This is a genomic window from Lentzea rhizosphaerae, from assembly GCF_042649515.1.
GTDB lineage: Bacteria > Actinomycetota > Actinomycetes > Mycobacteriales > Pseudonocardiaceae > Lentzea > Lentzea aerocolonigenes.
The window spans coordinates 76,110-101,455 of record NZ_JBHRZI010000021.1 but is presented as its reverse complement, the minus strand read 5'-3'; the positions used below and the strand labels follow the sequence as shown (position 1 = coordinate 101,455).

At 69.0% G+C, this 25,346-nt stretch carries 27 protein-coding genes; 6 read left to right on the top strand and 21 right to left on the bottom strand.

From position 1 onward, the window contains the following. Nucleotides 1-25: 25 nt before the first annotated feature. Complete coding sequence (locus tag ACFOWZ_RS25680; RefSeq protein WP_382376437.1) at nucleotides 26-2,236, top strand: ATP-binding protein; 2,211 nt, start codon at nucleotides 26-28, stop codon at nucleotides 2,234-2,236. 65 nt (nucleotides 2,237-2,301) lie between these two features. Here ACFOWZ_RS25680 and ACFOWZ_RS25675 read toward each other — a convergent pair whose 3' ends face one another. The 11 genes from ACFOWZ_RS25675 to ACFOWZ_RS25625 all read right to left on the bottom strand — a co-directional run bounded on the left by ACFOWZ_RS25675 (nucleotide 2,302) and on the right by ACFOWZ_RS25625 (nucleotide 15,898). After that, nucleotides 2,302-3,228 (bottom strand): hypothetical protein, encoded by a 927-nt coding sequence (locus ACFOWZ_RS25675; RefSeq protein ID WP_382376436.1) that lies wholly within the window; start codon nucleotides 3,226-3,228, stop codon nucleotides 2,302-2,304. Further along, entirely contained in the window at nucleotides 3,225-5,249 is a 2,025-nt protein-coding gene (locus ACFOWZ_RS25670; RefSeq protein ID WP_382376435.1) for a PQQ-dependent sugar dehydrogenase, read from the bottom strand. The genes ACFOWZ_RS25675 and ACFOWZ_RS25670 overlap by 4 nt, the downstream gene beginning before the upstream one ends. Nucleotides 5,250-5,382: 133 nt before the next feature. Beyond that, a complete protein-coding gene (locus ACFOWZ_RS25665) occupies nucleotides 5,383-8,295 on the bottom strand; it encodes a PQQ-dependent sugar dehydrogenase (RefSeq protein WP_382376434.1) in 2,913 nt (970 codons plus the stop codon). A 107-nt stretch (nucleotides 8,296-8,402) separates the two neighbouring features. Beyond that, nucleotides 8,403-9,173 (bottom strand): ABC transporter ATP-binding protein, encoded by a 771-nt coding sequence (locus ACFOWZ_RS25660; RefSeq protein ID WP_382376433.1) that lies wholly within the window; start codon nucleotides 9,171-9,173, stop codon nucleotides 8,403-8,405. After that, nucleotides 9,170-10,171, bottom strand: a complete 1,002-nt coding sequence (locus ACFOWZ_RS25655; RefSeq protein WP_382376432.1) for an ABC transporter substrate-binding protein — start codon at nucleotides 10,169-10,171, stop codon at nucleotides 9,170-9,172. The genes ACFOWZ_RS25660 and ACFOWZ_RS25655 overlap by 4 nt, the downstream gene beginning before the upstream one ends. Further along, nucleotides 10,168-10,989 carry an ABC transporter permease gene (locus ACFOWZ_RS25650; protein ID WP_382376431.1) on the bottom strand — a complete coding sequence of 274 codons (822 nt, stop codon included), beginning with the start codon at nucleotides 10,987-10,989 and terminating at the stop codon, nucleotides 10,168-10,170. Before ACFOWZ_RS25650 ends, ACFOWZ_RS25655 begins: the two co-directional genes overlap by 4 nt. Before the next feature lie 102 nt (nucleotides 10,990-11,091). Beyond that, nucleotides 11,092-11,778: a phytanoyl-CoA dioxygenase family protein gene (locus tag ACFOWZ_RS25645; protein ID WP_382376430.1), complete on the bottom strand. Its 687-nt coding sequence runs from the start codon at nucleotides 11,776-11,778 to the stop codon at nucleotides 11,092-11,094. A gap of 4 nt (nucleotides 11,779-11,782) precedes the next feature. Next, entirely contained in the window at nucleotides 11,783-12,766 is a 984-nt protein-coding gene (locus tag ACFOWZ_RS25640) for an ABC transporter ATP-binding protein (RefSeq protein ID WP_382376429.1), read from the bottom strand. Then, a complete protein-coding gene (locus tag ACFOWZ_RS25635) occupies nucleotides 12,766-13,587 on the bottom strand; it encodes an ABC transporter permease subunit (RefSeq protein WP_382376428.1) in 822 nt (273 codons plus the stop codon). The genes ACFOWZ_RS25640 and ACFOWZ_RS25635 overlap by 1 nt, the downstream gene beginning before the upstream one ends. After that, nucleotides 13,584-14,450: a carbohydrate ABC transporter permease gene (locus tag ACFOWZ_RS25630; RefSeq protein WP_382376427.1), complete on the bottom strand. Its 867-nt coding sequence runs from the start codon at nucleotides 14,448-14,450 to the stop codon at nucleotides 13,584-13,586. The genes ACFOWZ_RS25635 and ACFOWZ_RS25630 overlap by 4 nt, the downstream gene beginning before the upstream one ends. Nucleotides 14,451-14,518: 68 nt before the next feature. Next, on the bottom strand, nucleotides 14,519-15,898 hold the full coding sequence (locus ACFOWZ_RS25625) for an extracellular solute-binding protein (protein WP_382376426.1): 1,380 nt from the start codon (nucleotides 15,896-15,898) through the stop codon (nucleotides 14,519-14,521). Between the two features lie 134 nt (nucleotides 15,899-16,032). Between ACFOWZ_RS25625 and ACFOWZ_RS25620 the strand changes: the two genes are divergently transcribed. Next, nucleotides 16,033-16,350 (top strand): hypothetical protein, encoded by a 318-nt coding sequence (locus ACFOWZ_RS25620; RefSeq protein WP_382376425.1) that lies wholly within the window; start codon nucleotides 16,033-16,035, stop codon nucleotides 16,348-16,350. Nucleotides 16,351-16,541: 191 nt separating this feature from the next. Further along, nucleotides 16,542-17,432: a class A beta-lactamase gene (gene bla, locus ACFOWZ_RS25615; RefSeq protein ID WP_382376424.1), complete on the top strand. Its 891-nt coding sequence runs from the start codon at nucleotides 16,542-16,544 to the stop codon at nucleotides 17,430-17,432. Here bla and ACFOWZ_RS25610 read toward each other — a convergent pair. The 3 genes from ACFOWZ_RS25610 to ACFOWZ_RS25600 form a co-directional block, all read right to left on the bottom strand. Further along, nucleotides 17,425-17,769 (bottom strand): ATP-binding protein, encoded by a 345-nt coding sequence (locus ACFOWZ_RS25610; protein ID WP_382376423.1) that lies wholly within the window; start codon nucleotides 17,767-17,769, stop codon nucleotides 17,425-17,427. The genes bla and ACFOWZ_RS25610 overlap by 8 nt on opposite strands. A gap of 139 nt (nucleotides 17,770-17,908) precedes the next feature. After that, nucleotides 17,909-18,304, bottom strand: coding sequence for an ATP-binding protein (locus ACFOWZ_RS25605; RefSeq protein ID WP_382376422.1), 396 nt, complete (start codon nucleotides 18,302-18,304; stop codon nucleotides 17,909-17,911). An 81-nt stretch (nucleotides 18,305-18,385) separates the two neighbouring features. After that, a complete protein-coding gene (locus ACFOWZ_RS25600) occupies nucleotides 18,386-18,874 on the bottom strand; it encodes a sigma-70 family RNA polymerase sigma factor (RefSeq protein WP_382376421.1) in 489 nt (162 codons plus the stop codon). 80 nt (nucleotides 18,875-18,954) lie between these two features. Here ACFOWZ_RS25600 and ACFOWZ_RS25595 point away from each other — a divergent pair, with 80 nt between their 5' ends. Next, entirely contained in the window at nucleotides 18,955-19,503 is a 549-nt protein-coding gene (locus ACFOWZ_RS25595; protein ID WP_382376420.1) for a copper resistance CopC family protein, read from the top strand. On the opposite strand, the gene ACFOWZ_RS25590 is transcribed toward ACFOWZ_RS25595, so the two are convergent. Continuing rightward, complete coding sequence (locus ACFOWZ_RS25590; RefSeq protein WP_382376419.1) at nucleotides 19,411-20,640, bottom strand: RNA polymerase sigma factor; 1,230 nt, start codon at nucleotides 20,638-20,640, stop codon at nucleotides 19,411-19,413. The two genes, ACFOWZ_RS25595 and ACFOWZ_RS25590, sit on opposite strands and share 93 nt — an antisense overlap. Then, a complete protein-coding gene (locus ACFOWZ_RS25585; RefSeq protein ID WP_382376418.1) occupies nucleotides 20,637-20,999 on the bottom strand; it encodes a YciI family protein in 363 nt (120 codons plus the stop codon). The genes ACFOWZ_RS25590 and ACFOWZ_RS25585 overlap by 4 nt, the downstream gene beginning before the upstream one ends. 60 nt (nucleotides 21,000-21,059) lie before the next feature. Between ACFOWZ_RS25585 and ACFOWZ_RS25580 the strand changes: the two genes are divergently transcribed. Further along, complete coding sequence (locus ACFOWZ_RS25580) at nucleotides 21,060-21,533, top strand: PEP/pyruvate-binding domain-containing protein (RefSeq protein WP_382376417.1); 474 nt, start codon at nucleotides 21,060-21,062, stop codon at nucleotides 21,531-21,533. Here the strand turns inward: ACFOWZ_RS25580 and ACFOWZ_RS25575 are convergent. From ACFOWZ_RS25575 to ACFOWZ_RS25565, 3 genes are all read right to left on the bottom strand, one after another. After that, the gene (locus tag ACFOWZ_RS25575; protein ID WP_382376416.1) at nucleotides 21,427-21,702 is read right to left on the bottom strand and encodes a hypothetical protein; all 276 of its coding nucleotides are present in this window, start codon (nucleotides 21,700-21,702) and stop codon (nucleotides 21,427-21,429) included. The genes ACFOWZ_RS25580 and ACFOWZ_RS25575 overlap by 107 nt on opposite strands. Nucleotides 21,703-21,832: 130 nt before the next feature. Next, nucleotides 21,833-22,309 carry a redoxin domain-containing protein gene (locus tag ACFOWZ_RS25570; RefSeq protein ID WP_382376415.1) on the bottom strand — a complete coding sequence of 159 codons (477 nt, stop codon included), beginning with the start codon at nucleotides 22,307-22,309 and terminating at the stop codon, nucleotides 21,833-21,835. A gap of 48 nt (nucleotides 22,310-22,357) precedes the next feature. Beyond that, entirely contained in the window at nucleotides 22,358-22,624 is a 267-nt protein-coding gene (locus ACFOWZ_RS25565) for a hypothetical protein (protein ID WP_382376414.1), read from the bottom strand. Between the two features lie 158 nt (nucleotides 22,625-22,782). Here ACFOWZ_RS25565 and ACFOWZ_RS25560 point away from each other — a divergent pair, with 158 nt between their 5' ends. Then, on the top strand, nucleotides 22,783-23,421 hold the full coding sequence (locus tag ACFOWZ_RS25560) for a DedA family protein (RefSeq protein WP_382376413.1): 639 nt from the start codon (nucleotides 22,783-22,785) through the stop codon (nucleotides 23,419-23,421). Nucleotides 23,422-23,449: 28 nt separating this feature from the next. Here ACFOWZ_RS25560 and ACFOWZ_RS25555 read toward each other — a convergent pair whose 3' ends face one another. Continuing rightward, the gene (locus ACFOWZ_RS25555; protein WP_382376412.1) at nucleotides 23,450-23,728 is read right to left on the bottom strand and encodes a hypothetical protein; all 279 of its coding nucleotides are present in this window, start codon (nucleotides 23,726-23,728) and stop codon (nucleotides 23,450-23,452) included. Between the two features lie 82 nt (nucleotides 23,729-23,810). Beyond that, a complete protein-coding gene (locus tag ACFOWZ_RS25550; RefSeq protein ID WP_382376411.1) occupies nucleotides 23,811-25,166 on the bottom strand; it encodes a tetratricopeptide repeat protein in 1,356 nt (451 codons plus the stop codon). Nucleotides 25,167-25,346 lie beyond the last annotated feature (180 nt).

Here is a 25,346-nt window from a genome sequence, read left to right as displayed (position 1 = left end):
ACGGTCGGACCGCTAACTTGGAACGGTGGCCGATCAATTCGCCGCCCTCGTCCGCCACCACCGGAGGCGTGCCGGGCTGACGCAGGAGGCACTCGCCGCCCGGTCCGGGGTGTCGGTCAGCACGATCCGCGGCGTCGAGACCGGCAGGCGCACCAATCCCCAACTCACCTCGGTGCGGCGGCTCGCGCAGGCACTCGGGCTGCAGGAGAGCGAGCAGGAGGAACTGCTCGCCGCGGCGGGCGGCAGGCCGTCGGCGGACCGGCCCGTGCCGCGCCAGTTGCCGCCTGCTCCCACCGGGTTCACCGGCCGCGCCCGCGAGCTGGCCCTCCTGGACGCGGCCGCACTCGTGGTGGTGTCGGCGCTCGGCGGCACCGGCAAGACCGCACTGGCGTTGCACTGGGCTCACGAGCAGGCCGAACGGTTCCCCGACGGCCAGCTCCACGTGGATCTGCGCGGTTTCGGTCCCGGCGCCGACCCGATGCGGCCCGCGGACGTCCAACGCGCGTTCCTCGCCGCGTTGGGCGTCGACGGTGACTCGGTACCGGCCGACGAGCAGGAGCGGACCGCGCTCTACCGCAGCGTCACGGCGGACCGGCGGCTGTTGCTGGTGCTGGACAACGCCGCCGGATCGGACCAGCTGGTGCCGCTGCTGCCGGGTGGCGGCTCCTGCGCCGTGGTGGTGACCAGCCGGCTCGCGTTGACCGGTCTCGTCGCGACGCACGGCGCGGTGCCGGTCCCGCTCGGCGTGTTGTCCGGCGCCGAGGCCCGTGCCCTGCTCGCGACCCGGCTCGGCGAGACCCGCCTGTCCGCAGAGCCGGACGCGGTGACCACGATCGTCGAACACTGCGCCGGCCTGCCGCTGGCGCTGGCGATCATCGCCGCGCGCGCCTGCGTGCGCCCGGACGTGCCGCTGAGGTGGATCGCGGACGAGCTGCGCGACCGGGCGGCACGGCTGGACGCGCTCGACACCGACGAGGGCGGGGTCAGCCTGCGGTCGGTCCTGTCCTGGTCGTACCAGGCGCTGAGTCCGGAGGCGAACCTGCTGGCGGGTCTGCTCGCACTCGCGCCCGGCGCCGACCTCAGCGCGGCGGCGGTCGAGTCGCTCAGCGCGGCCGGGCGGCGGCCGCTGGCCGAGCTGGAAGCCGCGAGTCTCGTCAGCAGGTCCGCCGACGGCCGGTACCGGATGCACGACCTCGTCCGGCTGTACGCGCGGGAACAGGCGCTGGCGCACGTCGGCGAACGGACGCGCACCGACGCCCTGCGCAGGTTGGTCGACTTCTACCTGCACACGGCGTTGCCCCTGGCGACCTCACTGGCCCCGCACATCCCGCCGATCGAGCTGGCCGCGCCCGCCGCGGGATGCCGTCCGCTGACCGGAGCAGACCCGCTGACCTGGTTCGGCGCGGAGCACGCCGGTCTGCTGGACGCCCAGCAGGCAGCCGAACGCCACGGCTGGCACACCCGCGTCTGGCAGCTGGCCTGGGTGCTGAACACGTACCACTACCGCACCGACCGGATGGACAGCCAGCGCGAGACGTGGCAACGAGGGCTGACGGCCGCGCGGCTTCTCGGCGACCCGGTCCTGCTGGGCAGGGCACACCGGCTGCTCGGCGACGCGTGCGCCCGGCTGCACCTGCCGGAGGCGTTCGACCACCTCCACGCGGCGCTCGCGATCGTCGAGCGAGGTGACGACCTCGACGAACGCGCGCACACCCACCGGTCGATCACGGTGGCGTGGGCCGAGCTCGGCGACCACGAACGCGCTCTGGAGCACGCGACCAAGGCCTTGGAGCTCTTCCGCGCCTCCGGCTTCACCGCCCGTGAGGCAGAGGCGTTGAACGCCGTCGGCTGGCACACCGCCAAGCTCGGCCGCTTCACCGAGGCGCTCCCGCTCTGCCGGCGGGCGCTGGAGATGTGCCGCGCCCTGCGCCACCAGAGCGCCGCGGAAGCGTCCACCTTGGAGGATCTGGCCTTCATCTACCAGCACACGGGCCGGCTGACCGAGGCCGCGGAGCACTACCGCGCGAGCGCCGCGGTGTGGGGCGGCCTCGGTGACCGCCACCACGAGGCGGAGTCGTTGCGCATGCTCGGCGAGGTCCACCGCGCGCTGGGCGAGACCGACCAGGCCCGCACGGTCTGGCGGCGCGCGGCCGGTCTGTTGCGCACCACCCGTCACGCCGCGAAACTCGCGGAACTCGAAGACCTGATCACCGGAGCAGTGCGACGTCGCCGGTGAAGCCGCCGTTCGAACGCAGTTCCTGCACTGTCCCCCCAGACACGTTGCTGACCAACAACTCCACGTTACCGCGTGAAGCGGTGCTGCGCCGCCACCTCCCACGGCCGCACGGCCCGGTCGAGGAACATCAGGCTGTCCACGCGGCAGTTGCACGCGTTGCCCTCACGGGTGTTCTGCGGGTAGCTGCCGCCGATCTTGATCCCGCGCGGGTCGGTGGCCGACGCCAGGTCCGGTTCCGGTTCGCCTTCGAGCTTCCACGGGTCACCCGCCACGACGTACCGGCCCATCAACGGCTTCCCGTTGCGGTACAAAGCCATAGCGCCGGTGTCGAAGTCGAACGTCGCCGCGAGGAACACCCATTCGCCGTCCGGCAACAGCTTCTTCCATTCTTCAGCCGCCGCGAACGTTTGCGAGTCGCCGCCGTCGACACGTCGGGCCAGCGCGACGAGCTTCAGCTCGCCGTCGACCTGGATCAGCTCCAGCAACGCGCGCACCGCGTGGCCGTTCGAGTCGCCGGACAGCACGCCGGCCAGGCCGATCGCGCCGTACAGGTCGTCGGGGTTGGCCGAGTTCGAGTTCGGGGCCGGGTTCTGGCCCGTCATCTTCACCCAGCCCATGATCGACGCCTGGCGCGCGCCGTTGAACGGCCGCAGCGTCGGCACCCCGGTCTCGCTGTACAGGCCCGCCTTCCAGTCGTCGTTGCCCGCGGTCGTCGGGTTGACCTGCTTGAGCTGCAACGAGGTGCGGCTGCGCCGGAACGCGCCGTCGCGCACGCGCATGGCGGCGCCGCCGTTGATCAGCGACAGCGCGGTGCCGGAGCGGCCACGGTCCTGTTCCAGAGCCGCGTTCCCGCGCATCGGGTGCTCGAAGTCGTAGTACGCCACCAGGTTGCGGTACAAGGTCGGCAGCACCGTGCCGAACGTGGCCTGGGCGGGTGCGGCCAGGCCGGCGCAGAAGGCAAGAGCCACACCGAGAACCAGCGGTCGTCTCATCGCGCGACTCCCTTGCCGTGCACGCGCAGATCGCGCAGCCTGCCGATGTTGTCGAACGAGCCGAAACCCACGCGGCCCGAGGAGAAAGTCCTGTCCACGGCGGTCATCAACGGGTGCGGCGACCCGTCGAGGTACACCGCGATCTCGCCCGAGTCGACGCAGTGCCTGACTCGCACGCGGTGCCACTCGGTGTCCGTCACCGCGGGGGCGGCGCCGACGGAACGTTCGGCGTCCCACTGGTGGTCGAGCCGCAGCCGGTCCGCGTTGTTGACGACGAAGATCCCGTTGTGCGGATAGATCCTGTTGTCCGACGAGAGATGCGCGTAGTAGAACTCCGTGTCCGAGCGATGCCCGAACACGATGATCACGTCCCGGTTCGGCTCCGACACCGGCGTGTCCAGCCGTACCTGCGCGTCGACCTGCACCGAGCCGAACGCGGGCCCCTTCGAGAGAACCGCGTACTCGAACGGCCGCCGGGGGCCGGGACGCTGAACTCCGGGCTGCGCCAGCACGACCTCGCGGCCGGGGAACTGCCAGAGCTCCGGGGTCACCGGTGCCCACGACCGCGCGGATCCGGTGCCGGTGACGAAGTCGTGGCCCGTGCGGCAGGAGGCGAAGGTGCGCGCACCCGTCACCTTCCAGATCTTGCCGTTCGCCTTGGCCAGCACGTAGAGCTCACCGGCGGCGTCCTGCCCGAAGCGCAGGTCGACGCGGTTCGGGTCGTTCACGAGCGCCTTGAGCGTGGTCAGCTGACCGTCGGCGTAGACCATCATCTCGCGCGTGACGGCCATCGTCCTGCCGGTGCGCATCTCGCGTTCTTCCGCGTAGTGGATGAGGCCCTTCACGCCCTCGCCGTAGATGTACTTGCCGCGCAACGACGGGATCTTCGTGCCGCGGTAGACGAACCCGCCCATCAACGCGTTGCCGCTGTCGGCACACGGCCGCGACGAGGCGAGCCGGTTGTGGTCGAACGCCGTCACGGGATAGGTGTAGCCGTACTTCGCGTCGTCGGCGGGCAGCGGGAACACACCGCACGACGGGTCGCCGCGGCGGAACTCCCAGAGCCCTTCCCGTTCGCTCCAGCCGAGGTTGGCGCCCTTGCGGACCTCGTAGACCGAGTCGACTGCCTTCTCGCCGATGTGACCGAGGAACATCTTGTGCGACCCACCCGCGTCCCAGCTGAACCGGTACGGGTCGCGCATGCCGTACGCGTAGATCTCGCCGAGCGCGCCTGCCTTGCGCACGAACGGGTTCGAGCGCGGAATCCCGTACTGGCCGTTCACGCCGTTGCGACCGGCAGGGTCGATGCGCAGGATCTTTCCCTGCGGCAGCGCCAGATCCTGCGGCACGGTGGTCGAGACACCGATGCCGCCGTCACCCGACGCGAGGTAGAGCAGGCCGTGGTCCTCGTCCCACCACCGGGCGGTGGGGTTGAACCCGATCTCCTGGAAGCCGTGGATGAACGACGCGTAGCCGACGCGCAGGATCTCGCGGCGGGTGCCGGAGAAGACGTCAGCGACCGGATCCGACGCGGTCCACTCGGTGATCACACCGTGGACCTGCGCGTCGGCCGGTGACGGCAGATCCGGCTTCTTGGACGTGAGCGCGGAACCGGTCTCGGTGTGCACGGTGTAGAACTTGCCGTTGCGCTTGAAGTTCGGGTGGAACGCCGCGAACCCGAAGCCGCTGCCCAGCCCGCGGTGGGAGTGGAAGTCGGGACCGACGGCCGCGCCGAGGTCGAGGAACGCGTGCTGCACCCCGTGGTCCAGCAGGTACAGCTTGCCGTTCATGTCGGGCACGAACAGCCGCCCGGAACCGTCGGGCACCTCGCCGAGGTAGTTGATCCGGTTGTAGCGCTTTAATCTGCTGTCGGTCGGCGGTGGCACCGGCTTGGACTCCGGCAGCCGCGCGACCTCGGTGAGCTCCAGGCCGATCCCGGAGGCGCCCGGCGTCGGCAACGGGTCGGCGATCGGCGCGTCCGGCTGGGCGGACGCGATGGGCACGAACAGCGCTGAGAGCACGAATGTTGTGACAGCGAGCCGAAAGAACCGTCTGGACATCCCCACCACCCCGTGGGTCAGGCCGTGGCAGCACGGCAGCGGAAAGCGCTTTCCAACGCGGCGGCAATCGAAATCTACCCAGCTGCCAAGGGACTTACAACCCACTGCCCCTGGTGACCCAGTCGTACTGCGCGCGCACCTCCTCCGCCGACACCGCGCGGTCCAGGAACATCAGGCCGTCCAACCGGCAGTTGCACGCGTTGACCTCGCGGTTGTTCTGCGGGTGGCTGCCACCGATCTTGATGCCGCGAGGGTTCGTGGCGGACGTCAGATCGGGCTCGGGCGCGCCGATCACCTTCCACGGATCACCTTTCACGGCATAGGAACCCTCCACCGGCCTGCCGTCGACGTAGAGGCCGATCGTGCCGTTGTCGAAGTCGAACGTGCCGGTGAGGAAGACCCACTTGCCGGGTGGTAGCAACGTCTTCCAGTCGGCGTTCGCCACGAAGAACTGCTTGTCGCCGCCGTCGATCCGGCGGCCGAGCGCGATCAGCCGCATCGCGCCGTCGTGGTTCTCCGTCTCCAGCAACGCTCGCGCGGCATGCCCGTCGCTGTTCCCCGACAGCACACCCGCGATGCCGATCGCGCCGTAGAAGTCCGAGCTCCCGGACGAGTTGGAGTTCCGCGCGGGCGCCTCCCCGGTGATCTTCACCCACGTCATGACCGAGATGCCGCGCGCCTTGCCGAACGCCTTCATCGACGCGACACCGGACGAGCTGTAGACGCCGGCCTTCCAGTCGTCGTTGCTCTTGGTGCTCGGCCGCACCTGCTTGAGCTGCAACGACGTCTTCGAGCCCGGGAACGCGCCGTCCGCCGTGCGCATGGCCGCGCCCCCGTTGACCAGGGTGATCGGCGTGCGGGAGTCTGCACGGCCGATGTCGTCCTCCTTCTTCGGATCGGAGGCCGACGGGTGCTCGAAGTCGTAGTGGTTGACGACAGCGGACGCGATGCCGGGGAACACCTCCGGTGACGCCGTCGTCTCCGCTGTCGCGGCTTTCCCGGTGATCCTGAGGTCGGCGACGCGGCCGACGTTGTCGAACGAGCCGAACCCGACCCGTCCCGACTTCAGCACGGTGTTCCTCGCCGTCATCAACGGCTGCGACGAGCCGTCCAGGTGCACCGCGATCACGCCGGTGTCCGCGCAGTGCGTGATCCGGACCCGGTGCCACTTCATGTCCGTCACGGCGGGCGGGGCACCGGTGGAGCCGTTCCACTGGTCGTCGATGCGGAGCCGGTCGGCGTTGTCGACGAGGAAGATCCCGTTGTGCGGGTAGCTCTTGTTGTCCGACGAGAGGTGCACGTAGTAGAAGCGCGTGTCCGACTGGTGCCCGAACACGATCACGACATCGCGGTCCTTCTGCGAGACAGGCGTGTCCAGCCGCACCTGGGCGTCGACGACCACGTTGCCGAAGGCGGGCCCCTTGGTGACGACCGCGTACTCGTTGGGCCGTCGCGGACCCGGCCGCGCCGCCCCCGCCTTCGACAGCACGACCTCGGTGCCGGGGAACCGCCAGCGCGACGGCGTGACGGGCTTCCAGTCGCTCGCGGCCGTGACGTCCCTGACGACGTCATCACCGGAGTCGCAGGCTTCGAGGGTCTGGACCGTCCCGGTGACCTTCCAGATCTTGCCGTTCGCCTTGGCCAGCACGTAGAGCTCGCCGGCGGCGTCGGTGCCGAACCGCAGATCGACACGGCTCTTGCCGGCCAGCTCCCGCATGGTCGTGCGCTTGCCGGCCGAGTCGTGCACGGCGAGCTCGAACGTCTTCGCGATCGGCGCACCGGCCCGCATGTCCTTCTCTTCGGCGTAGTACAGCAGGCCCTTCACGCCCTCGCCGTAGACGTACTTGCCCTGCAACGCGGGAATCGCCGTGCCGCGGTAGACGAACCCGCCGATCAACGCGTTCCCGCTGTCACCGCAGCCGCCGTTGGGGCGGTTGTGGTCGAATCCCGCCACCGGGTAGGTGTAGCCGAACTTGGCGTCGTCGGCGGGCAACGGGTAGAGCTGGCACTTGGGATCGTTGCGCCGGTACGTGAGATGGCCTTCCCTCTGCCCCCAGCCCAGATTGGCGCCCGGCGTGATCTCGTAGACCGACTCGACGACCTTCTCGCCGATGTGGCCGAGGAACATCCTGCCGTTGTCCCAGCTGAACCGGTACGGGTCGCGCACGCCGATCGCGTACAGCTCGGCCAGCGCACCCGGCCTGCCCAGGAACGGGTTCGAGGGCGGGATGCCGTACTTCCTGTTGCCGCTGTTGGTTCCTGCAGGGTCGATGCGCAGGATCTTGCCCTGCGGCACCTTCACGTCCTGCGGGACGTCCGAGCGGTAGCCGATGCCGCCGTCTCCCACCGCGAGGTACAGCAGGCCGTCCGGGCCGAAGCCGATCTCCTGGAATCCGTGCAGGTACATGGCGAACCCGACGCGCAGCAGCTCGCGCCGAGCGCCGGTGAACGTCGAGGCCGCCGGGTTCGTGGCGGTCCATTCGGTGATCACGCCGTGCACCACGGCGTTCGACGGCGACGGCAGATCAGGTTTGCGGTTCTTCAACGCGTCCTTGGCCTCGGTGTGCGCGGTGTAGAACCTGCCGTTGCGCTTGAAGTCCGGGTGGAACGCGACGAACCCGAACCCGCTGCCGAGTCCCTGGTGGTTGTGGAAGTTCGCGCCGATCGCGGCCCGGACGTCGAGGTACGTGCGTTGCCCACTGCCGTCGCGGCCGAGCGTGTGGAGCTTGCCGTTCATGTCCGGCACGAAGAACCTGCCGGAACCGTCCGGGACCTCGCCCAGGTAGTTGATCCGGTTGTGCTGCTTGAGCCTGCTGTCACCGGCGGCGGGCGTGGTCGACGACTGCGGCAGCCGCGCGATCTCCCGCAGCTGCACGCCGATCCCGGACGGTGCGGGCGCCGGGAGCGGATCGGCGACCGGGCCGGGTTGCGCGGCCGCCTGCGGAACCAGTGAGGCCGCCGTCAGCGCGACGGCGGCGGCCATGATCGGGAACGACCTCCTGGACATCCCACCACCTCGTGGATCAGCTCGGAAAGCGCTTACCACGCGGCGGCTTGCCAGACTTTACCCACCGGTGACAGGTGTCACAAGAGTTCTGTCACGTCCTGTCATGATCAATCGTGTTCTGTCACCGCGCCCAGCAGATCACGGATGTGCGCGGTCGCCGAGGCGAACTCCTGGCGAGCCATCGTCTCGGAGTAGTCCCTGGTGGCCGGCAGGTCGACGTCGATGACCTCCTTGACCAACGCGGGCCGCTGCGTCAGCACCACCACCCGGTTCGCCAGGTACACCGACTCCGCGATCGAGTGCGTCACGAGCAGCACCGTCGTGCCGGTCTCCCGCCACACCCGGTGCAGCTCCACGTTCATCTGCTCGCGGGTCAACGCGTCGAGCGCGCCGAACGGTTCGTCCATCAGCAGGACACGCGGCCGGTGCAGCAGCGCGCGGCACAACGCCACGCGCTGTTGCATGCCACCGGACAGCTCGTGCGGCAGGGCGTTCTCGAACCCCGAGAGCCCGGTCATCTCGATGAGCTCGTCGGCCCGCTTGCCTGCCGCCGCGGAGCTCATGCCCCGCATCTCGGCCTGCAGCAGGATGTTGCGCCGCGCCGAACGCCACTCCAGCAACGCCGCCCGCTGGAACACGAACCCGATGTCGTGCCGCGGCCCGCGCACCGGCTCGCCGAGCAGCGTCACCGAGCCGGACGACGGCTTCAGCAGTCCGGACACGAGCTTGAGCAGCGTCGACTTACCGCAGCCGGACGGGCCGACGATGGACACGAACTCGCCGGGCGCGACGTCGAGCGAAACGTGCCCGATCGCGGTGGTCTCCGTGCGCTTCGACTGGAAGCGCACGGAGACGTCGGTGATCGCGACGGCACTCATCCCTTCGGAGCCACGCTTTCTTCCCAGTACGCCGAGGGCTCGGACGCCTTGCCGATGATGCCGGTCCGTTGGAACGTGTCGATGGTCTTCTTCCAGTCCTCCACGGCGTTGACGCCCGGCGCCTTGCCCTTGGTGGCATCGGTGTGCAGCAGGGTCAACGTCGTCTTGAACTGCTCCAGCACGACCGTCGGCGACGGCAACTGCTCGGCCGCGCCCTTCATCGACTCGGCCGCCGCCTCCGGTGCCCTCTCCGCCGCGGCCCACGCCTCCTGCGTCGCCGCAACCATCTTCCGCACCAGCTCGGGGTCCTTCTGCAGCATCGTCTTGCTGGTGAGCAACCCGTTGCTGAAGTAGTTCAGCCCGAACTCGGAGAACCGCAGGTACCCCACGTCCTTGCCGGACTTCTCCTTGATCGTCGGCCCCTGGTCGGACGCGAAGCCCAGCAGCACGTCGGTGCGCCCGGAGATGACCGCGGCCATCTTGCCCGCGGGGTCGATGTTCTGGATCGAGACGTCCGACTCCTGCATTCCGTTCTGCTTGAGGAACGCCGGGAACGTCTTCGTCAGCGCGTCACCCGCAGTTGTGGCCACCGACATCCCCTTGAGGTCCTCCGGCTTCTTGATGTTCTTCTCGGCGAAGAACTGCACCGAAGCGGGCGTGGTCTGCAGGAACACCCCGATGCTCCTGGCCGGCACACCCTGCTCGACGGCCGTGGCGAGCGCGGACGTGTCGGCCCACCCGAAGTCCGTCTGCCCGGCGCCGGTCGCCGTCACGGTCTTGCCGGAGCCCTGGCCAGCCTGGATCTTGAGCTTGATGCCGTGCTTGTCGAAGATGCCCTGCTTGACCCCGTAGTAGAACGGCGCGTGCTCGCCGTACGGGTACCAGTTGAGGGTCAGCGTGACCTCCTTTGCCTCACCGCCGGACTCCGCCTGACCACCACCACCGCAGGCGGCCACCACCAGCACCGCGGGAAGGAGGCCTGCGAGCAGTCTTTTCATGTCCCACCTTTCGCCAGAAGGGTTGTGACGGCGGCGCCCCGCCTGCTGGCGTGCCACGGCAGCAGCAGCTGTTCGGCGAGGTCGAGCAGGAGGAAGAGGAGGATGCCGACGACCGAGATGACGATCAGGCCCGCGAACAGCATCGGCGTGTCCATGTTGCCGTTGGCCTGCAGGATCACGTACCCGAGGCCCTCGTTGGACCCGACGAACTCCCCGACGACGGCGCCCGTGACGGCCAGCGTGACAGCGACCTTCAGCCCCGCGAACAGGTGCGGCAGCGCGGCCGGGAAGCGGATCTTCACGAACGTCTTGACCGGGCCGCCGCCCATCGTGGCCGCGAGCTCGAGCATCTCGGTGTCGACCGACTTGAGCCCGGTGACCGTCGAGATCACCACGGGGAAGAACGCCATCAGCACGGCCACGACCACCTTGGGCTCGAAGCCGAAGCCGAGCCACACCACGAACAGCGGCGCGATGGCGATCTTCGGGATGACCTGCGCGAACAGCAGGATCGGGTACGCCGTGCTCTCGATCGTCCTGGAGTAGACCATGGCGACCGCGACCAGCACGCCGAGGACACCCGCGACGACGAACCCGAGAATCGTCTCGTAGGTCGTCACCCAGGTGTGGCCCCAGAGGTACGACCACTTGTCGACGAGCAGGTCGAAGGTCTTGGCCGGCGAGGGCACGAGGTAGGCCTCGACCAGGCCGGTGACGGTGACGAGGTGCCAGATCACGAGACACGCGACGAGCAGCGCGGCCGGGCGCCACGTTCGCTCCAGCAGGCCCCTCCAGCGGTCTCCCGAAACCGGTTCCACCGAGCCCCCTTGGTCGGAAAGCGCTTTCCACCTCACGCTATGGGTGCCTCAGTGGCCGGTCAAGGTGGAGGATCGATCAAGCTGGACCAGACCACTGACGAATCACGGCACCGGCGCGTAGGTGTTGCCCACGTGGTCGCGTCCGCGCGCCAGGTAGATCTTGTGCGAGCCGCCCTTCAAGAACCGGACCGTCGTCGGCATGTACCGCATGGTGTAGCCGCAGCGGCGCAGCGAGCTCCGGTTCGGCGGGCTGCCGTGCACCAGCATGGCCGAGTGGACGCTGCACGCCCCTCGCTCCAGTTCCACGTCCACGGCGCGCGACTCGTCGACCGACGTCTCCTGGTTGAAGAACGAGTCCGCGTTGCCCTGGTGCTCGACGGGTGCGAGGTGGCTGCCGGGGATCACGCGCAGGCAGCCGTTCTCGGTCGTCGACGGGTCGATGGCCAGCCAGACCGTGATCGCGTCGCCCGCCGGTGAGATGGTGTCGCGCCAGAAGTGGGCGTCCTGGTGCCACGGCACGGGTTTGCCGTCACCCGCCGGCTTGCAGATGAAGTGGGACGAGAACAGCGCGATGTCCGGGCCGATCAGCGACTCGACCAGGTCCAGCACGTCGGCGTCGAGCAGCCACTCGAACAGCGCCGGGTCGGTCAGGTGCGGCACGTCCATGTGCTCCGGGCGCTCCCCCGCCGGCAACGCCGCCAGCTTGCGTTCGAAGAAGGACGCCAGCGCCTCGAACTTCGCAGAAGTCAACAGGCGGTCGTGCGTCTCGTAGCCGTCGGTCTGGAACATCGGGTCACCTCACGAGTAGGCCGGTCTCCTTGTCGTAGCGCAGAACGCGGGCAGCGGGAGCGTCCACCGTCACGGTCGTGCCCACGGCGGGTTCGGCGTCCTCCGGCACTACGTAGCCGATCTGGTCCTCGCCGCAGTCCAGCGTCACCAACGACGTCACGCCAAGGTTCTCCACAATGGACACAACACCGGTGAAAAGACCTTCGGACGCAGGCGACAGGTACTCCGGGCGAACACCGACCACGACGTCCCCGCGCGGCACCAGGTTCATCGGGGTCGAGCCGATGAAGTTCGCCACGAACGTGTCGGCGGGCCGCTGGAAGACGTCGCGCGGTGTGCCGATCTGCCGGATGCGACCCTCGTCCATCACCGCGATCCGGTCGGCCAGCGCCAGCGCCTCGGCCTGGTCGTGCGTGACGAAGACGGTCGTCAGCTCCAGCTCGCGTTGCAGCTTCTTGAGGAACGTCCTGGCTTCCAACCGCAACCGGGCGTCCAGATTGGACAGAGGTTCGTCCAGCAGCAGCACCTCCGCCGACGCGGCGACCGCGCGGGCCAGCGCCGCGCGTTGCTGCTGCCCGCCCGACAGCTGGCCGGGTCGGCGGTCCAGCAACCCGCCCAGGCTCAGGCCGCCTGCCGTGCGGACGGCGGTCTCCTGCTGCACGGACTTCGCGGCGCCGCGCACCCGCAACGGGTACGCGATGTTCTCGGCCACCGTCATGTGCGGGAACAACGCGTAGTCCTGGAACACCATCGCCACCCGGCGGTCACCGGGCTGGAGCCGGGTGACGTCGCGCGCGCCGATGCGGACGGAGCCCCCGGAGGCGCCCTCCAGGCCCGCGATGGTGCGCAACAAAGTGGTCTTGCCGCAGCCCGACGGGCCGAGCAGGGCGAACAGTTCGCCGTCGGAGATCTCGAGGTCCAGCCAGTCCACCGCCCGCACCCCGTTGGGGTAGACGGTGGAGAGACCGGCGATCGTGATGCCCGCCATCAGCTCTTGATGCCTCCGTGGAATCGGAACCCGTACCGCTTGCTCACGAACAGGTACAGCACGACGACCGGGATCGAGTACAGCAACGAGAACACCGGGATCACTGTCAGGTTGGCGCTGCCGCCCTCGTCGTAAAGGGTGCGCAGCAGCACCGCCGCCGGCTGCTGGCCGACGTCGCGCAGCAGCAGGAACGGCAGCAGGAAGTTGCCCCAGGCGTTGACGAACGCCCAGACGAAGATGGTCGCGACACCGGGCCGCGCGACCGGCAGCACGACGTGGCCGAGCACCTGCCGCGGTGAGGCGCCGAACACGCGCGCCGACTCCTCGTACGAGCGCGGCACGGCATCCACGAAGTCCTTGAGGATGAAGATGGCCGCGGGCAGCATGCCGCCCGCGATCACCAGCGCGGTGCCGAACTGGGAGTTGATCAGGCCGAGCTGCAGCATCATCACGAAGATCGGCACCATCGCGGCTGTGCCCGTGACCACGGACGACAGCAGCAACAGCAGGTACAGCAGCAGGTCGCGGCCCGGAATCCGCACCCGTGACAACGCGTAGGCCGCCAGCGCCGCGAGCACCGTCGTCACCACGGTCGCGATCACGCACAACACCAACGAGTTCACCAGCGACGTCAGCGCGTACGGGTGGTCGAAGGTCGCCACGACGTTGGCAAAAGTCCAGTCCGGCCAGCGCAGGCCGAGTCCGGGCTTCGAGTCGAACGGTGCCGAGGCCAGCCACAGCATCGGCACCGCGAAGAACGCCAGCACGACCGCGATCAGCACGTAGAAGCCGATCCGCCGCACCATCCACAGAGGACTCATGCCCGCCTCCGCAGCAACCTCAGGTACACCAGCGCGATGGCGAGGTTGCCCACCAGCAGCAGCATCGACATCGCGGACGCGTAGCCGAGCTGCCCGCTTTCCAGCGCTTGCCGGTAGATCAGCACGGGCAGCACCTCGGACTGGTGGTTCGGGCCGCCGGCGGTCAGCAGGAACGGCGTGAAGTCGTTGGCCGTCCACAGGCTGATCAGCAGGGTGTTGGTCAGCACGTGCCCGCGGATGTGCGGGAACACCACGTCCCGCACGGTCTGCCGGCCCGACGCACCGGCGAGCCGCGCGGTCTCCAGCTGCGACGGCGGCACCGCAGCCAGCGCCGAGGTGTAGAGCAGCATCGAGAACGCCGTGCCGCGCCAGACGTTGAAGATGATCAGGCTGGTCATCGGGTACTGCACCAGCCAGGCCGTCTGCGGCGAGCCGAGCAGCAGGCCCAGCGTGCCGGTGTCGCGGCTCAGCACGGCGAACCACAGGTACGCCACGACCGTGCCCGGCAGGATCCACGACAGCAGCACGAGCCCCTCGACGGTCCGCCGCAGCACCGGCCGGACCGTGCGCAGCAACCACGCCAGCCCGAAGCCCAGCACGTTCTGTCCCACCACCGCGGACCCCAGCACGAACAACGCCGTCAGCCACACCGAGTTCGTGAACAACGGGTCGCGCACGGCGTTGACCACGTTGTCCAGCCCCACGACCCGCGGGTTCGCCGCCGCGGGCCCGGTGAGCTGGTAATTCGTGATGCCGATGTACAGCGTCCAGAGCGCGGGGAAGACCAGGAAGACCCCGATCAGCACCAGCGCCGGCGCCACGAACCCGACCGCGCGCCGGACGCCGAGCCCCGAACTATCCATCGCACCGCCCGTGGTCGGGGCGTCTGCAAGTACCACCAACTCGCAGTTGGTGGTACTTGCAGACGCCACTATCCAACGTTGCCCTCGCCTACGGCCTTCACCAGAGCCTCGCGGTATGCGCGAGCGGCGTCGTCAGGACTCTTGCCCGCCACCACGTCCGCGGTCGCCTGCTGCAACGCCGCCGACACCTTGGGGTAGTCGGCGAGGCCGGGCCGGTACCGGGTGATCGGCAGGACCTTCTCCGCGATGAACGTGAGCATCGGGTCACCCTTGAGCACCTGGTCGTTGACGTCCTGCCGCTGCGTGAGCTGCGCGGTGCCCGCCAGCGACTCCTTCACGGCCTCCGCGGAGTTGAGGAACTGCATGAACTCCCAGGCCTGCCTGGGATACTTGGTGTTCGGGTTGATCACCCGCACCCCGCCACCGGACATGCTCACGAAGTCCTGCCCGCCCACACCCGCACCCGCCTGACGGGCCGGTACCAGAGCCCAGCCCAGCGCGGTGTCGCGGTCGGCCATCTTCGCCACGCCGTTCTTCGGTTCCGTCACCGAGCGCCAGAAGTAGTCGCTCTCCAGCAGAATGCCGATCCTGTTCTCGCTGAACAGCTGGAACGACCGGTCGCGGCCCTTCGCCTCCTGCTGCAGCACGGGATCGCCGAGCCCGCCGCCGTAGATCTTCTGGTACAACCCCAGAACGTCCTTGAGCTGAGCCGAGTCCCCTTGCCACTTCCCGTTCTCGTAGACGGGCTTGCCGGTACCGGCCAACGCGGGCAGCACGCCCTGCATGGTCGTGGCCTCACCCATCGCCGTGCCCGCGTTGAGCTGGATCGGTGTCACTCCAGGCAACGCCTTCAAGCGAGCACCCGCGTCGAGCACGTCCTGCCACGACCGGGGCTGCCAGTCCGCGGGCAACCCGGCCTGCGAGAAGAGCTTCTTGTTGAAGAACAGCACCCGCCCGTCGGTACCCATCGGCACGCCGTACCGCTTGCCGTCGAACTCGCCGAGCCCTTGCACCGCCTTGGGAATCTGGTTCCAGCCGTCCCAGTCGGTGTTGCCGACGACGTCACCGAGAGGCTTGATCTGGCCCGCCTGCGCGAACTCGCCGAGCCAGATGCCGTCGATCTCGATGATGTCACCGCCACCGCCGGTCTTGAGGTCCAGCGCCACCTTGGTCTTGAAGTCCTCGTCGCCGGCGCCGTTCTGCTCGAACTTGATCGTCGCCGTGACACCCTTGGCCTTCTGCTGCTCGGTGAACTTCGGGATCACCCAGTTCTGCAACCAGTTCGCGCCGCGCGCGTTCTTCCCGCCCGCCGCCGCGTTGGCGACGATCGTCAGGGTGATCTCCTTGGCGTCGGCGTTTCTCGCCTGATCGCCCTGCTGCGTCTGCCCCAGACATCCCGCCAACAAGCTGCACGCCGCCAGCAGCCCGAACGTCGTCGTTCGCCGCATCCGTGATCTCCCCACCCAGAGGACCAGCCGGTACGTCAACGACCAACATGGCACCCGATCACCGCCGCCACAAGCTCTCAGCACCCTCTCAGTGGGCGCCTGCGAGGCTGGCGCCCGAAGGGGGTAGATCAACAATGCAGCTCCTGCTCGCGGCCGCCCTGGCCGCGTCGCCCCTGGTGTCACCGCAGCTCAGCGGACCGTTCCCGGTCGGAACGTTCGACGCTCACCTCGTCGACTCCGCGCGACCCGACCCGTTCCAGCCGGAGAAGAACCGGGAACTGATGGTCACCGTCAGCTACCCGGCCCAGCACAGAGGACAGCCGGCGCCGTGGCTGAGTCCCGGCCTGGCGGCGGCCGTGGACCCGATCATCTCCAGTCCCGCGTACCTCGGCATCCCCGCGGGAACGCTGTTCGACCGGCCTCGCCATCCGGGGATCCGGCTGGTGGAGTGACGCACAGCCCGCTCACCATCGAGTTCGGCGTCCTCGGCCCGCTGCAGGTCCGCGTGGACGGCCACGAGCGCACCTCACGATGCACCTCCCACGGGCCGATCACGCTGGCCTCTCCTTCGCCCAGCGTGCCAGCGGAGCGTGACGGCGCCCGCCTTGGACCAGACCACGCCAAGATCCAATAACGTGGAAGAGTGACCGACCGACGCACAGTTCTGAAAACCTTCGCCCTGCTCCCCCTCGCCGGCTGCGCCACAACCCGACCCACCGCTCCGGCCCCGACCACCACCACGACCAGTGCCGCGCCCGTGCGGCACGACGCGTTGTTCGAGCTGGAGAAGAAGTTCGACGCACGCCTGGGCGTCTACGCCTTGAGCGACTCCGGCCGGACGATCGAGCACCGGGCGGACGAACGGTTCGCGTTCTGCTCGACGTTCAAGGGCCTGGCCGCGGCCGCGATCCTGCACCGCAACCCGATGACGCACCTCGACACGGTCGTCACCTACACCGAGGCCGACCTGATGAAGAGCTCGGCGATCACCAAGCAGCACGTCCAGACCGGCATGAAGCTGCGCGACCTGTGCGACGCGGCGGTCCGCTACAGCGACGGCACGGCGGGCAACCTGCTGCTGCGTGACCTCGGCGGCCCGGCCGAGCTCACGAAGTACCTGCGCGAGCTCGGCGACACCGAGACGCGCATGGACCGCGTCGAACCCGCCATCACCGAGGCCACACCCGGCGACCCGCGCGACACCGCCACCCCGCGCTCGCTCGGCACCGACTACCAGCGGCTCGTGCTCGGCGACGCCCTCCCGCAGGACAAGCGCGACTTCCTCACCGACCTGCTCGAACGCTCGGTCACCGGAGCCAAGCGCGTCCGTGCGGGCGTGCCGCAGGGCAGCAGGGTCGCGAGCAAGACCGGCACGGGCGACCACGGCACCCTCAACGACATCGCCGTCGTCTGGCCACCCGGCCGCGAGCCGATCCTGGTCGCGCTCATGTCCAGCAAGTCCGCCGCGGACGCCAAGTACGACGAGGCACTCCTCGCGGAGGCCGCCGCCTACGTCGTGAAGACCCTCACCTGACCGAGGACACGTCCGCCCACACGGTCTTCAGGTCCGGGAACCGGTTGTGTCCCCACACCTGCGCCAGACCGTTGACCAGCAACAAACCGCGCTGCCGCCGCCCCAGGAACCCCATCCGTCCCAACTGCGGGAACCGGCCGGGCGTTCCGTCGTCGACCTCGACCCGCACGACCTCACGTTCCGGAAGGCACAGAATGCGCGCACGGCGCGGCGGGGCAGCGTGGTGGTAGGCGTTGCTCACGAGCTCCGTGGCCACAACCATCACGTCGACCACGACGTTCTCGTGCATGTCTCGAAGAAGACGGCGCACCTCCGCCCGCACCTCCGCGAGCGGCATGGCCCCCTCCGGTAGGACGAGGTCCAATCGTTCGCTGGACCGTCCTGCAATACCCATCAGCATCTCCCCGTGCCCTGGTGGTTCAAGGCAGCAGGATCCGTACCCACTGGAACGCAGATCGAAACCCACCGAACTGGAATCAGAGCTCCCGGGGAAGATCGGCCCACACCACGGTGCCGCCGTGCGCCCTGTCGACACCCCACCGGTCCGACAACCGCGCGACCAGGACCAGGCCATATCCCCGCTGCGGTCGGGAGATCTTGCGCAACGGCGGGTGCGCGCGGGCGTCGTGCGCGATCTCGACACGAATCTTGGATCTCTCCACGACGACGCGCAGGAACGACGGTTCGGAGGTGTACCGGTAGGCGTTGCTGACGAGCTCGTTGACCACCAACAGCACGTCCGCGACGCAGTCGGCGTCCTCTCCCGTCAGCTCGAGCCGCACCCAGCGCCGGACGGTCGCAAGACTCGGCCGTTGCCTGCCCAGGGGCAGATGAGCCGGCTCACCCGTCCTCGCTGCCTGGTCGCGCGCCAAACCGCTCCTCGGTCAGTTGATCAGTTCGGGCGCGGGTTACCCAGGTGCATCGGCGACCAAACCAACCAACGTTCGTACCGGTCACACGCGCCGGGGTCCGACCTGCAACGCACGCCGTAGCTCGCACAACGCGTAGTGCGTCCGCGACTTCACCGTCCCGGTCGGCACGCCCAGACACACAGCAGCCTCCGTGTACGTGCGCCCGTTGTAGTAGAGCTCGGTCAGCACCCGTCGGTGTTCATAGGACAGTGAGGCGAGCACGGCGTCCATGACCAACGCGTCGACCACCCGCTGCGCGTGGTCCGGCACCGGTTCCGGTTCGTGCTCACCGGTCTCGTGCGGCCGGACCGTCCGCGCCCGTGCCCTGTCGATGACGACGTTGCGCGCCACTGTGATGAGCCAGCCGCGGGCGGAGGTTCCGTCGCCGAACGACTCGGGGTGCCGCCACGCCCGCAGGAAGGTCTCCTGCACGACGTCCTCGGCCGCCGCCCGGTCTCCGGTCAGGCCGGTCGCGTAGTTCAGCAGGCTGTGCCGGTGGTTGTCGTAGAGCACGCGTAGGAAGTCGTGCATGCCGGTCAGTGAAGGCGCCGCCGTGCCGACAGGCAACGAACCTGTCTAATCCGACAGGGAACCCCGTACTCTGCGCCCACGTGAGGCGTTTCTTCAGCGCGCTCGTGCTGGCACTGTTCGCCGCGACGGCCATCGCCGTCCCCGCGCAGGCCCACGCCGAGCTCAAGAGCAGCAACCCGGCGTCCGGCGCGACCATCGACGCACCGCCCAAGAAGGTCGAGCTGACGTTCAGCGACGTCGTCAGCCTGCCCGACGGTGACGCGATCACGATCTCCGGGCCCGACGGTGCCAAGTGGCCGGTCAGCCAGGCGCACGCCGTCGACAAGACCATCACCGCGGTCGTCGACGGCGCGCCCGCGCACGCCGGGGCGCACACGGTCGCGTGGAGGGCTCAGGCCGACGACGGTGACGTCATCTCCGGCACCTTCACCTTCACCGTGGCCCTCACCGCGACCTCGTCCTCGACGGCGGCCCCGACGTCCTCGGTCACGATGAGCGCGCCGGTGACGAACGCTCCCCCGTCGACCACGCCGGCCTCATCCGGAGGCGTCCCCGCCTGGGTGTGGATCGTGGTGGTCCTGGTCGTGCTCGTCGGCGCGGTTCTGCTGGTCCGCCGCCGCAAGGCGTAGCCGTCGCCGCAGGAGGTCGCGTTCGGCCGGGTGCTCCGCCCGTTCGAGTGCGGCCTCCAGCGCCACTGTCGGATCTCGGCCGAGTCTGCTCAGCAGATCAGCGCGCACGGCGTGGAAGAGGTGGTAGCGGTCGAGGTCGAGTGCGTCGACCTCCCGCAACGCGTGCGCCGGGCCGCTGGTCTCTGCTGTCGCGACCGCCCGGTGCAGCGCCACGACCGGGCTCGGCGCGATCGCCATCAGCTGGTCGTAGAGCGCGACGACCTGGTGCCAGTCGGTGGGCGGGTCGCTGTGGACGGCGTTGATCGCCGCCTGGAGCTGGTACGGGCCGGGCCGGTTCCAGCGCAGGCAGCGGCGCACGACGTCCTGGCCCTCCGCGACCATCTCCGCGTTCCACAGTGAACGGTCCTGGTCCGCGAGCAGGACGATCTCGCCGTCGCGCAGCCGCGCCTGCCGCCGTGACGCGACGAGCAGCATCAACGCCAGCAGGCCCCACACCTCCGGTTCGTCCGGCATGAGCTGCGCGAGGACCCTGCCGAGCCGGATCGCCTCCGCCTCCAGGGACTCCTTGCCGAGGTAGCCCTCGTTGAAGATCAGGTAGACGACGGCGAGCACGGCCTTCAGGCGGTCGGGCAGGTCGGCGTCGCGCGGCACGCGGTACGGGATGCGGGCGGCGCGGATCTTGCCCTTCGCCCGCACGATCCGTTGCGCCATCGTGGGTTCCGGCACAAGAAACGCCCTGGCGATCTCCGCGGTCGTCAATCCGCCCAGCAGCTTCAGCGTCAACGCGACCCGGGCCTGCAGCGTGAGCGACGGGTGGCAGCAGGTGAAGATCATGCGCAGCCTGTCGTCGGGCACGTCCTGCACCTCCTCCGCGTCCGGTCCGTGCTGGAGCAGCGCCGCCTCCGCGAGCTTCTCCCGGCCCCTGCTCTCCCGGCGCAGCCTGTCGATCGCGCGGTTGCGGGCGGTCGTGATGATCCAGCCGGCCGGTGCCGGTGGCACGCCCCTGACCGGCCACAGCTGCGCGGCCGTGGTGAAGGCGTCCTGCACCGCCTCCTCGGCGAGGTCGATGTCGCCGAGGAGGCGGGTCAGGACGGACACCGCGCGGCCGTACTCGGCGCGGAAGATCTCGTCGATCATCCGAACGCGATCGGCCTGACCTCGACCGACAGCGGGGCGAGCACCGTCGCGAGCCGGCGCCCCCACTCCAGCGCCTCGTCGAGGTCGGCGGCCTGGATGATCGTGAAGCCGCCGATGTGCTCCTTGCCCTCGGTGAACGGTCCGTCGGTCATCAGCACGTCGTCGTCCTTCGCCGTCAGCACGGTCGCGGTCGACGGCGGGTGCAGGCCGACGGCGAACACCCAGGCGCCCTTGGCCTGCATCTCCTCGTTCAACGCCGCCAGGTTCGCCATGATCGGGTCGAGGACCTCGGGCGGAGGGGCCTCACCGTCGGGCTGGTAGATGCTGAGCAGGTACTTCTGCGAGGTCTTCTGGGTCATCGTGGACTCCTTTCGCCCTTTGTACGAACGCGGGTGGCCCGTTTCGACAACTGTGGCGACATGGTCCCGTTGATCCTTCCGCTCGACGACTCGCGAGCCGACCTGGCAGCCGCCGGCGGCAAGGGCGCGTCGCTGGCCAGGCTCGAACAGGCCGGTCTGCCGGTGCCCGACGGGTTCCACCTCACGACCCGCGCCTACCGGGAGCGGTCGATGGAGGGCCTGCTGGAGGCGTTCCGGGCGCTCGGCGGACCGGTGGCGGTGCGGTCGTCGGCCACCGCGGAGGACCTGCCCGGCCTGTCGTTCGCCGGGCAGCACGACACGGTGCTCGACGTGACCGAGGACGGGCTGTTCGACGCGCGGGACCGTGCAGAGGGTGCGGTGAACCCACCACCGGTCTTCCGCAGGTGGCGGGTTCAGTTCACCGAGGTCAGTTGTGCATGGAGACGAGCTGCCGGCGCACGCGTTCGCGCAGCAGATCGATCACCTCGGTCACGGTGTTGGCCTCCGCGTACGCCTGCACCTCGACCCACTTGAGGTCGAGCCGGGCGTACGCGTGGATCACGGTCTTGTCCGAGGTCAGGTTGACCCAGGCGAAGTCGACGTGCTCGGGGGCGTACCGGTCGAGCGAGCCGATCCGCGCCGACGCGTAGTCCCTGGCCTGCTCGGGAATGGCCTCCGCGAGCGAAACCTGGATGTAGTCCATCGACACCTGCCTCCTCAACGCCGCGCGGCAGCGCCGCGCGGCGAGTCCGACGATACGAACTCGCGCGCATCGGCGAACCGGGCATTGGTCCCTACAGCACAGGGACTTTTTCGTGAAAGGGCGTGGTGTCTCAAGCCTTTGGCATCAAAGCGGACACGCGTTGGTCCAGTTGTTCCTCGGTGGGCGCGCCGGTGAGGAGCTCCACCGAACCGTCCTCGCGCACGAACGCGAAGGTGGGCTGCGCGGTCACCCCGAACCGCTTCCAGACGGAACCGTCGAGGTCGGCCAGGTGCGGGAAGCCGCTCATCTGGTGATCCGCCACGAACTTCTTCATCGCGTCGAGCTGGTCCTGTGCCGCGACGCCGACGAACTGGATCTTGTCGTACTTCTTCGCGATCCCTGCGACCTTGGACGCCTCGGCGTTGCAGGACGGGCACCAGGGCGTCCAGAACCACAGCACGGCGGGCTGCCCGACGAGCTTGTCGCCGCGGAACTCCGCGCCCTCCAAGGTCTTCGCGGTGAACTGGAACTTCTCCGGGGGCGGCGCCTTGTCGGCGCATCCCGTGAGCAGCAACACCATTCCCAGCAGCACTCCGAGGAAGCGCATGGGCTCCTCACCTCCTGTCTGGGCGTACGGCCTTGCGCCTCCTCCGGTTCAGCCACCACGCCCCGCGATCGCCACGAGAGAGGCGATGGCGAACGCGATGCCATAGCCGTACATCGACCACGGGCTCTTCGGCGCGGACCGCAGCTGCGGCAGCCGCAGGTAGATCGACTTCCCTGCCACGAAAAGCACCCCGGCCACGACCCTGCCGAGCCCGATCACCACCGTCACGAACGGCAGATAGCGCTTCAGAGTCGTGGCGATCGGCGTGACCAGAAGACCGAACAGTCCGAAGAACGTGACAAATCCGGCGGTCATTACCAAACCGGACAGAAACGCCCGGCTCGTGCTGTCCCGCGAGACCAGTGCCAATTAGGCGGGCAGCATCGCGAATCCGCACGGGTGGACCGTGGCGACCATTCCGGCGACGACCGCGAGTGCGAGCTCGTTCACACGGGCGACGGTAGTGTTGCCGCGTGCCGATCGAACAGTGGCTCGAAGCCATCCGACCCCTGCTCGTGTACGCGATCGTCGGCCTGGTGATCGGCTTCGAATCGCTCGGCATCCCGCTCCCAGGCGAGATCGTGCTGGTCACGGCCTCCCTGATGGCATCGCAGCACGACCAGCTCAGCCCGTTGTGGATCGGCGTGTGGGCGAGCGCGGGCGCCATCATCGGCGACAACTTCGGCTACCTCATCGGGCGCCGGGGCGGCCCAAGACTGTTCGCCTGGATGGGCCGCAAATTCCCCAAGCACTTCGGCGAAACGCAGCTCGAACACGCCCGGCGCGTGTTCCAGAAACGCGGCGCGTGGGCTGTGTTCTTCGGCCGGTTCGTGGCACTGCTGCGCATTCTCGCGGGCCCGCTCGCGGGTTCCCTGCACATGAACTACGGCAAGTTCCTCGTGGCCAACGCGCTGGGCGGCGTGGTGTGGGCGGGAGGCACGGCCGCGGCCGTCTACTACCTCGGCGTGGTGGCCGAGAAGTGGCTGAAGGGCTTCTCCTACGCCGGCCTGGCGATCGCCGTGGTGGCCGGCGTGGCCGGCGTCTTCATCGTGAAGCGGCGGCTGGCCAAGGCCGCGGAGAAGCTCGAGGGAGAGGAAGTCACGACCGCCTGAGGCCGAGATGGACCGGCTCGGCGTGCGGTCAACTCGCCGTGGCGCCCTGGGACAGAACCCGCTCCAGGTTGGCCAGTTCGTTCTGCCGGCCCTGCACGAGCCGGCCGGTCCAGACGTCGTCGTGCAGCGGTTCGACCTCCATGACGACCTCGGTGCCGTCGGCGGTGGCGGTCAGGGTGACGACGGTGAGGAACTCGTACGGCTCGTGGTCCGGGACGAAGTCGACGAGCGAGGTGTAAGCCAGCCGACTGGTCGGGGTGACCTCGGTCCAGATCCGAACACCACCGCCCTGGTCCGGACAGGGCACTTCCTCGTCCTGTCCGCGCGAAGATGTCTTTTCCGGACTGAGCACCGTGGTCCCGCCGACGGGTGTGGCCCGGAGGGCGGTGTCAGAACGGGGGTTCGGTGGAGAAAGTGCCGGTCCAGACGGACACGACCGGCTCGGACTTGCGCTGCTGAAGGACTGCGACAGCGTCCTTGATTCGGCCGAGCTCGATGAGGTGGCCTGCCAGAGAGCGGCTGTTGGCGGGGGCGTGTGCCTCCAGGACCGCGACAGCCTCCTCGATCCGGCCGGTCTCGGCGAGCAGGTCGGAGATGATCCAGGCCGCGTACCAGGTGTTGCCCTCGGGGTGCACCCGCGCCAGCTCGAGTGCTTCATCGAGCAGGCCGCAGCCGGCCAGGAGCGGAAGCCTCATCCTGAAGAAGTCCCACTCTTCCTCGCCGTCGCGGCGCGCCTTGAGGGTGTCGAGGTAGGCCAGGCCGTCCCGGGCGCGGCCATGGTCGGTGTACAGGGTGCACAGCGTGTCGACGATCCAGTCCTCCGCTCCACCGGGAGAGTCCGCGAGCACGCGCATCACTTCGATCGCCTCGTCGCCCCGGCCACACCTGACCAGGAGCTGCGCCAGTTGGACCGAACCGTGACACTGACGGGCCGGCGAGTCACCCGGCTGCCGGTACACGGCGATCGCGCCTTCCACATCACCGCGTTCCTCCAACACCTCGGCCAGGCGCTGCGCAGCGTGCCCGTGGTACTCGGACGCCGCGTACTCACGCAGCTCCTCGATCCGGTTGTGCCTCGCCAGCAGGTCGGCCAACTGGTCGTTGTTGTTCACGGAGGTGATGTGCTGCCGGGTGTGCAGCAGGGCGATCGCTTCGTCGATGCGGCCCTGGCGCTCGCGGATCGCGGCAACTAGGCCGATTGCCGTGTCCGGGTCGAGGCCTCGGCAGCACCAGGGACCGTCGCATCGGTGCTGGGGCGGGATCCGCGCGGCCAGCAGCGCAGCGATGTCGTCGTCCCTGCCCGCCCCCTCGGAAACCTCTACCAGAGCAGTGGCGAGGAACCAGTCTTCGATTCCGGCGCTCAGCAACACGAGCGCCTCGTCCTGGTGTCCGTGCCGGGCCAGCAGCCGCGCGAAGAACTCCAGCGGGAGCCTTTCCTTTGCGTACGGCCGGGCCAGCGCGATTGCCTCCTCTGCCCGCCCCCAGCTCTCCAGTAGTTCCGCGTGGGCCTGGGCGGCCGGCCACCAGCCCGTGGCGACGTAGGGCGCGAGCACCTCCAACGCCTCGGCCTGCCGCCCTTGGTCACCGAGCAACCGTGCCCACTCACGCGCACAGAACCATTCCCCACGGCCGGCCTGGAACTCCACTTCTTCCCCATGGCCGAGCTCAAGAAGCCGGGAGACCAGGGGTGGAGGAATACAGCCGGACAAGGTCCGGGCCCGGTAGTCGAGATCGGCGGCATCCATGCCTGTGCACCCTAGCCACGACCCCGACATCGGCTTGCAGCCTCCGATGGGGATGGTCAAGACCCTGGACAAGGCTCCCGCCGGGACATCGCCCCCGGCTCAGTCCTCGCCCGCGAGTTCGATCTGGTCTTCGGCGAGCCCTGGCGGTTTCATCCTGCAAGAGGGGGAAGATGATCTCCT

Coding starts and splice junctions, on each gene's coding strand:
- ACFOWZ_RS25675 (WP_382376436.1), bottom strand. CDS start 3,228: ATGAGACGACCGCTGGTTCTCGGTGTGGCTCTTGCCTTCTGCGCCGGC.
- ACFOWZ_RS25665 (WP_382376434.1), bottom strand. CDS start 8,295: ATGTCCAGGAGGTCGTTCCCGATCATGGCCGCCGCCGTCGCGCTGACG.
- ACFOWZ_RS25660 (WP_382376433.1), bottom strand. CDS start 9,173: ATGAGTGCCGTCGCGATCACCGACGTCTCCGTGCGCTTCCAGTCGAAG.
- ACFOWZ_RS25655 (WP_382376432.1), bottom strand. CDS start 10,171: ATGAAAAGACTGCTCGCAGGCCTCCTTCCCGCGGTGCTGGTGGTGGCC.
- ACFOWZ_RS25645 (WP_382376430.1), bottom strand. CDS start 11,778: ATGTTCCAGACCGACGGCTACGAGACGCACGACCGCCTGTTGACTTCT.
- ACFOWZ_RS25640 (WP_382376429.1), bottom strand. CDS start 12,766: ATGGCGGGCATCACGATCGCCGGTCTCTCCACCGTCTACCCCAACGGG.
- ACFOWZ_RS25635 (WP_382376428.1), bottom strand. CDS start 13,587: ATGAGTCCTCTGTGGATGGTGCGGCGGATCGGCTTCTACGTGCTGATC.
- ACFOWZ_RS25630 (WP_382376427.1), bottom strand. CDS start 14,450: ATGGATAGTTCGGGGCTCGGCGTCCGGCGCGCGGTCGGGTTCGTGGCG.
- ACFOWZ_RS25625 (WP_382376426.1), bottom strand. CDS start 15,898: ATGCGGCGAACGACGACGTTCGGGCTGCTGGCGGCGTGCAGCTTGTTG.
- ACFOWZ_RS25620 (WP_382376425.1), top strand. CDS start 16,033: ATGCAGCTCCTGCTCGCGGCCGCCCTGGCCGCGTCGCCCCTGGTGTCA.
- ACFOWZ_RS25610 (WP_382376423.1), bottom strand. CDS start 17,769: ATGCCGCTCGCGGAGGTGCGGGCGGAGGTGCGCCGTCTTCTTCGAGAC.
- ACFOWZ_RS25600 (WP_382376421.1), bottom strand. CDS start 18,874: ATGCACGACTTCCTACGCGTGCTCTACGACAACCACCGGCACAGCCTG.
- ACFOWZ_RS25590 (WP_382376419.1), bottom strand. CDS start 20,640: ATGATCGACGAGATCTTCCGCGCCGAGTACGGCCGCGCGGTGTCCGTC.
- ACFOWZ_RS25585 (WP_382376418.1), bottom strand. CDS start 20,999: ATGACCCAGAAGACCTCGCAGAAGTACCTGCTCAGCATCTACCAGCCC.
- ACFOWZ_RS25580 (WP_382376417.1), top strand. CDS start 21,060: ATGGTCCCGTTGATCCTTCCGCTCGACGACTCGCGAGCCGACCTGGCA.
- ACFOWZ_RS25575 (WP_382376416.1), bottom strand. CDS start 21,702: ATGGACTACATCCAGGTTTCGCTCGCGGAGGCCATTCCCGAGCAGGCC.
- ACFOWZ_RS25570 (WP_382376415.1), bottom strand. CDS start 22,309: ATGCGCTTCCTCGGAGTGCTGCTGGGAATGGTGTTGCTGCTCACGGGA.
- ACFOWZ_RS25565 (WP_382376414.1), bottom strand. CDS start 22,624: ATGACCGCCGGATTTGTCACGTTCTTCGGACTGTTCGGTCTTCTGGTC.
- ACFOWZ_RS25550 (WP_382376411.1), bottom strand. CDS start 25,166: ATGGATGCCGCCGATCTCGACTACCGGGCCCGGACCTTGTCCGGCTGT.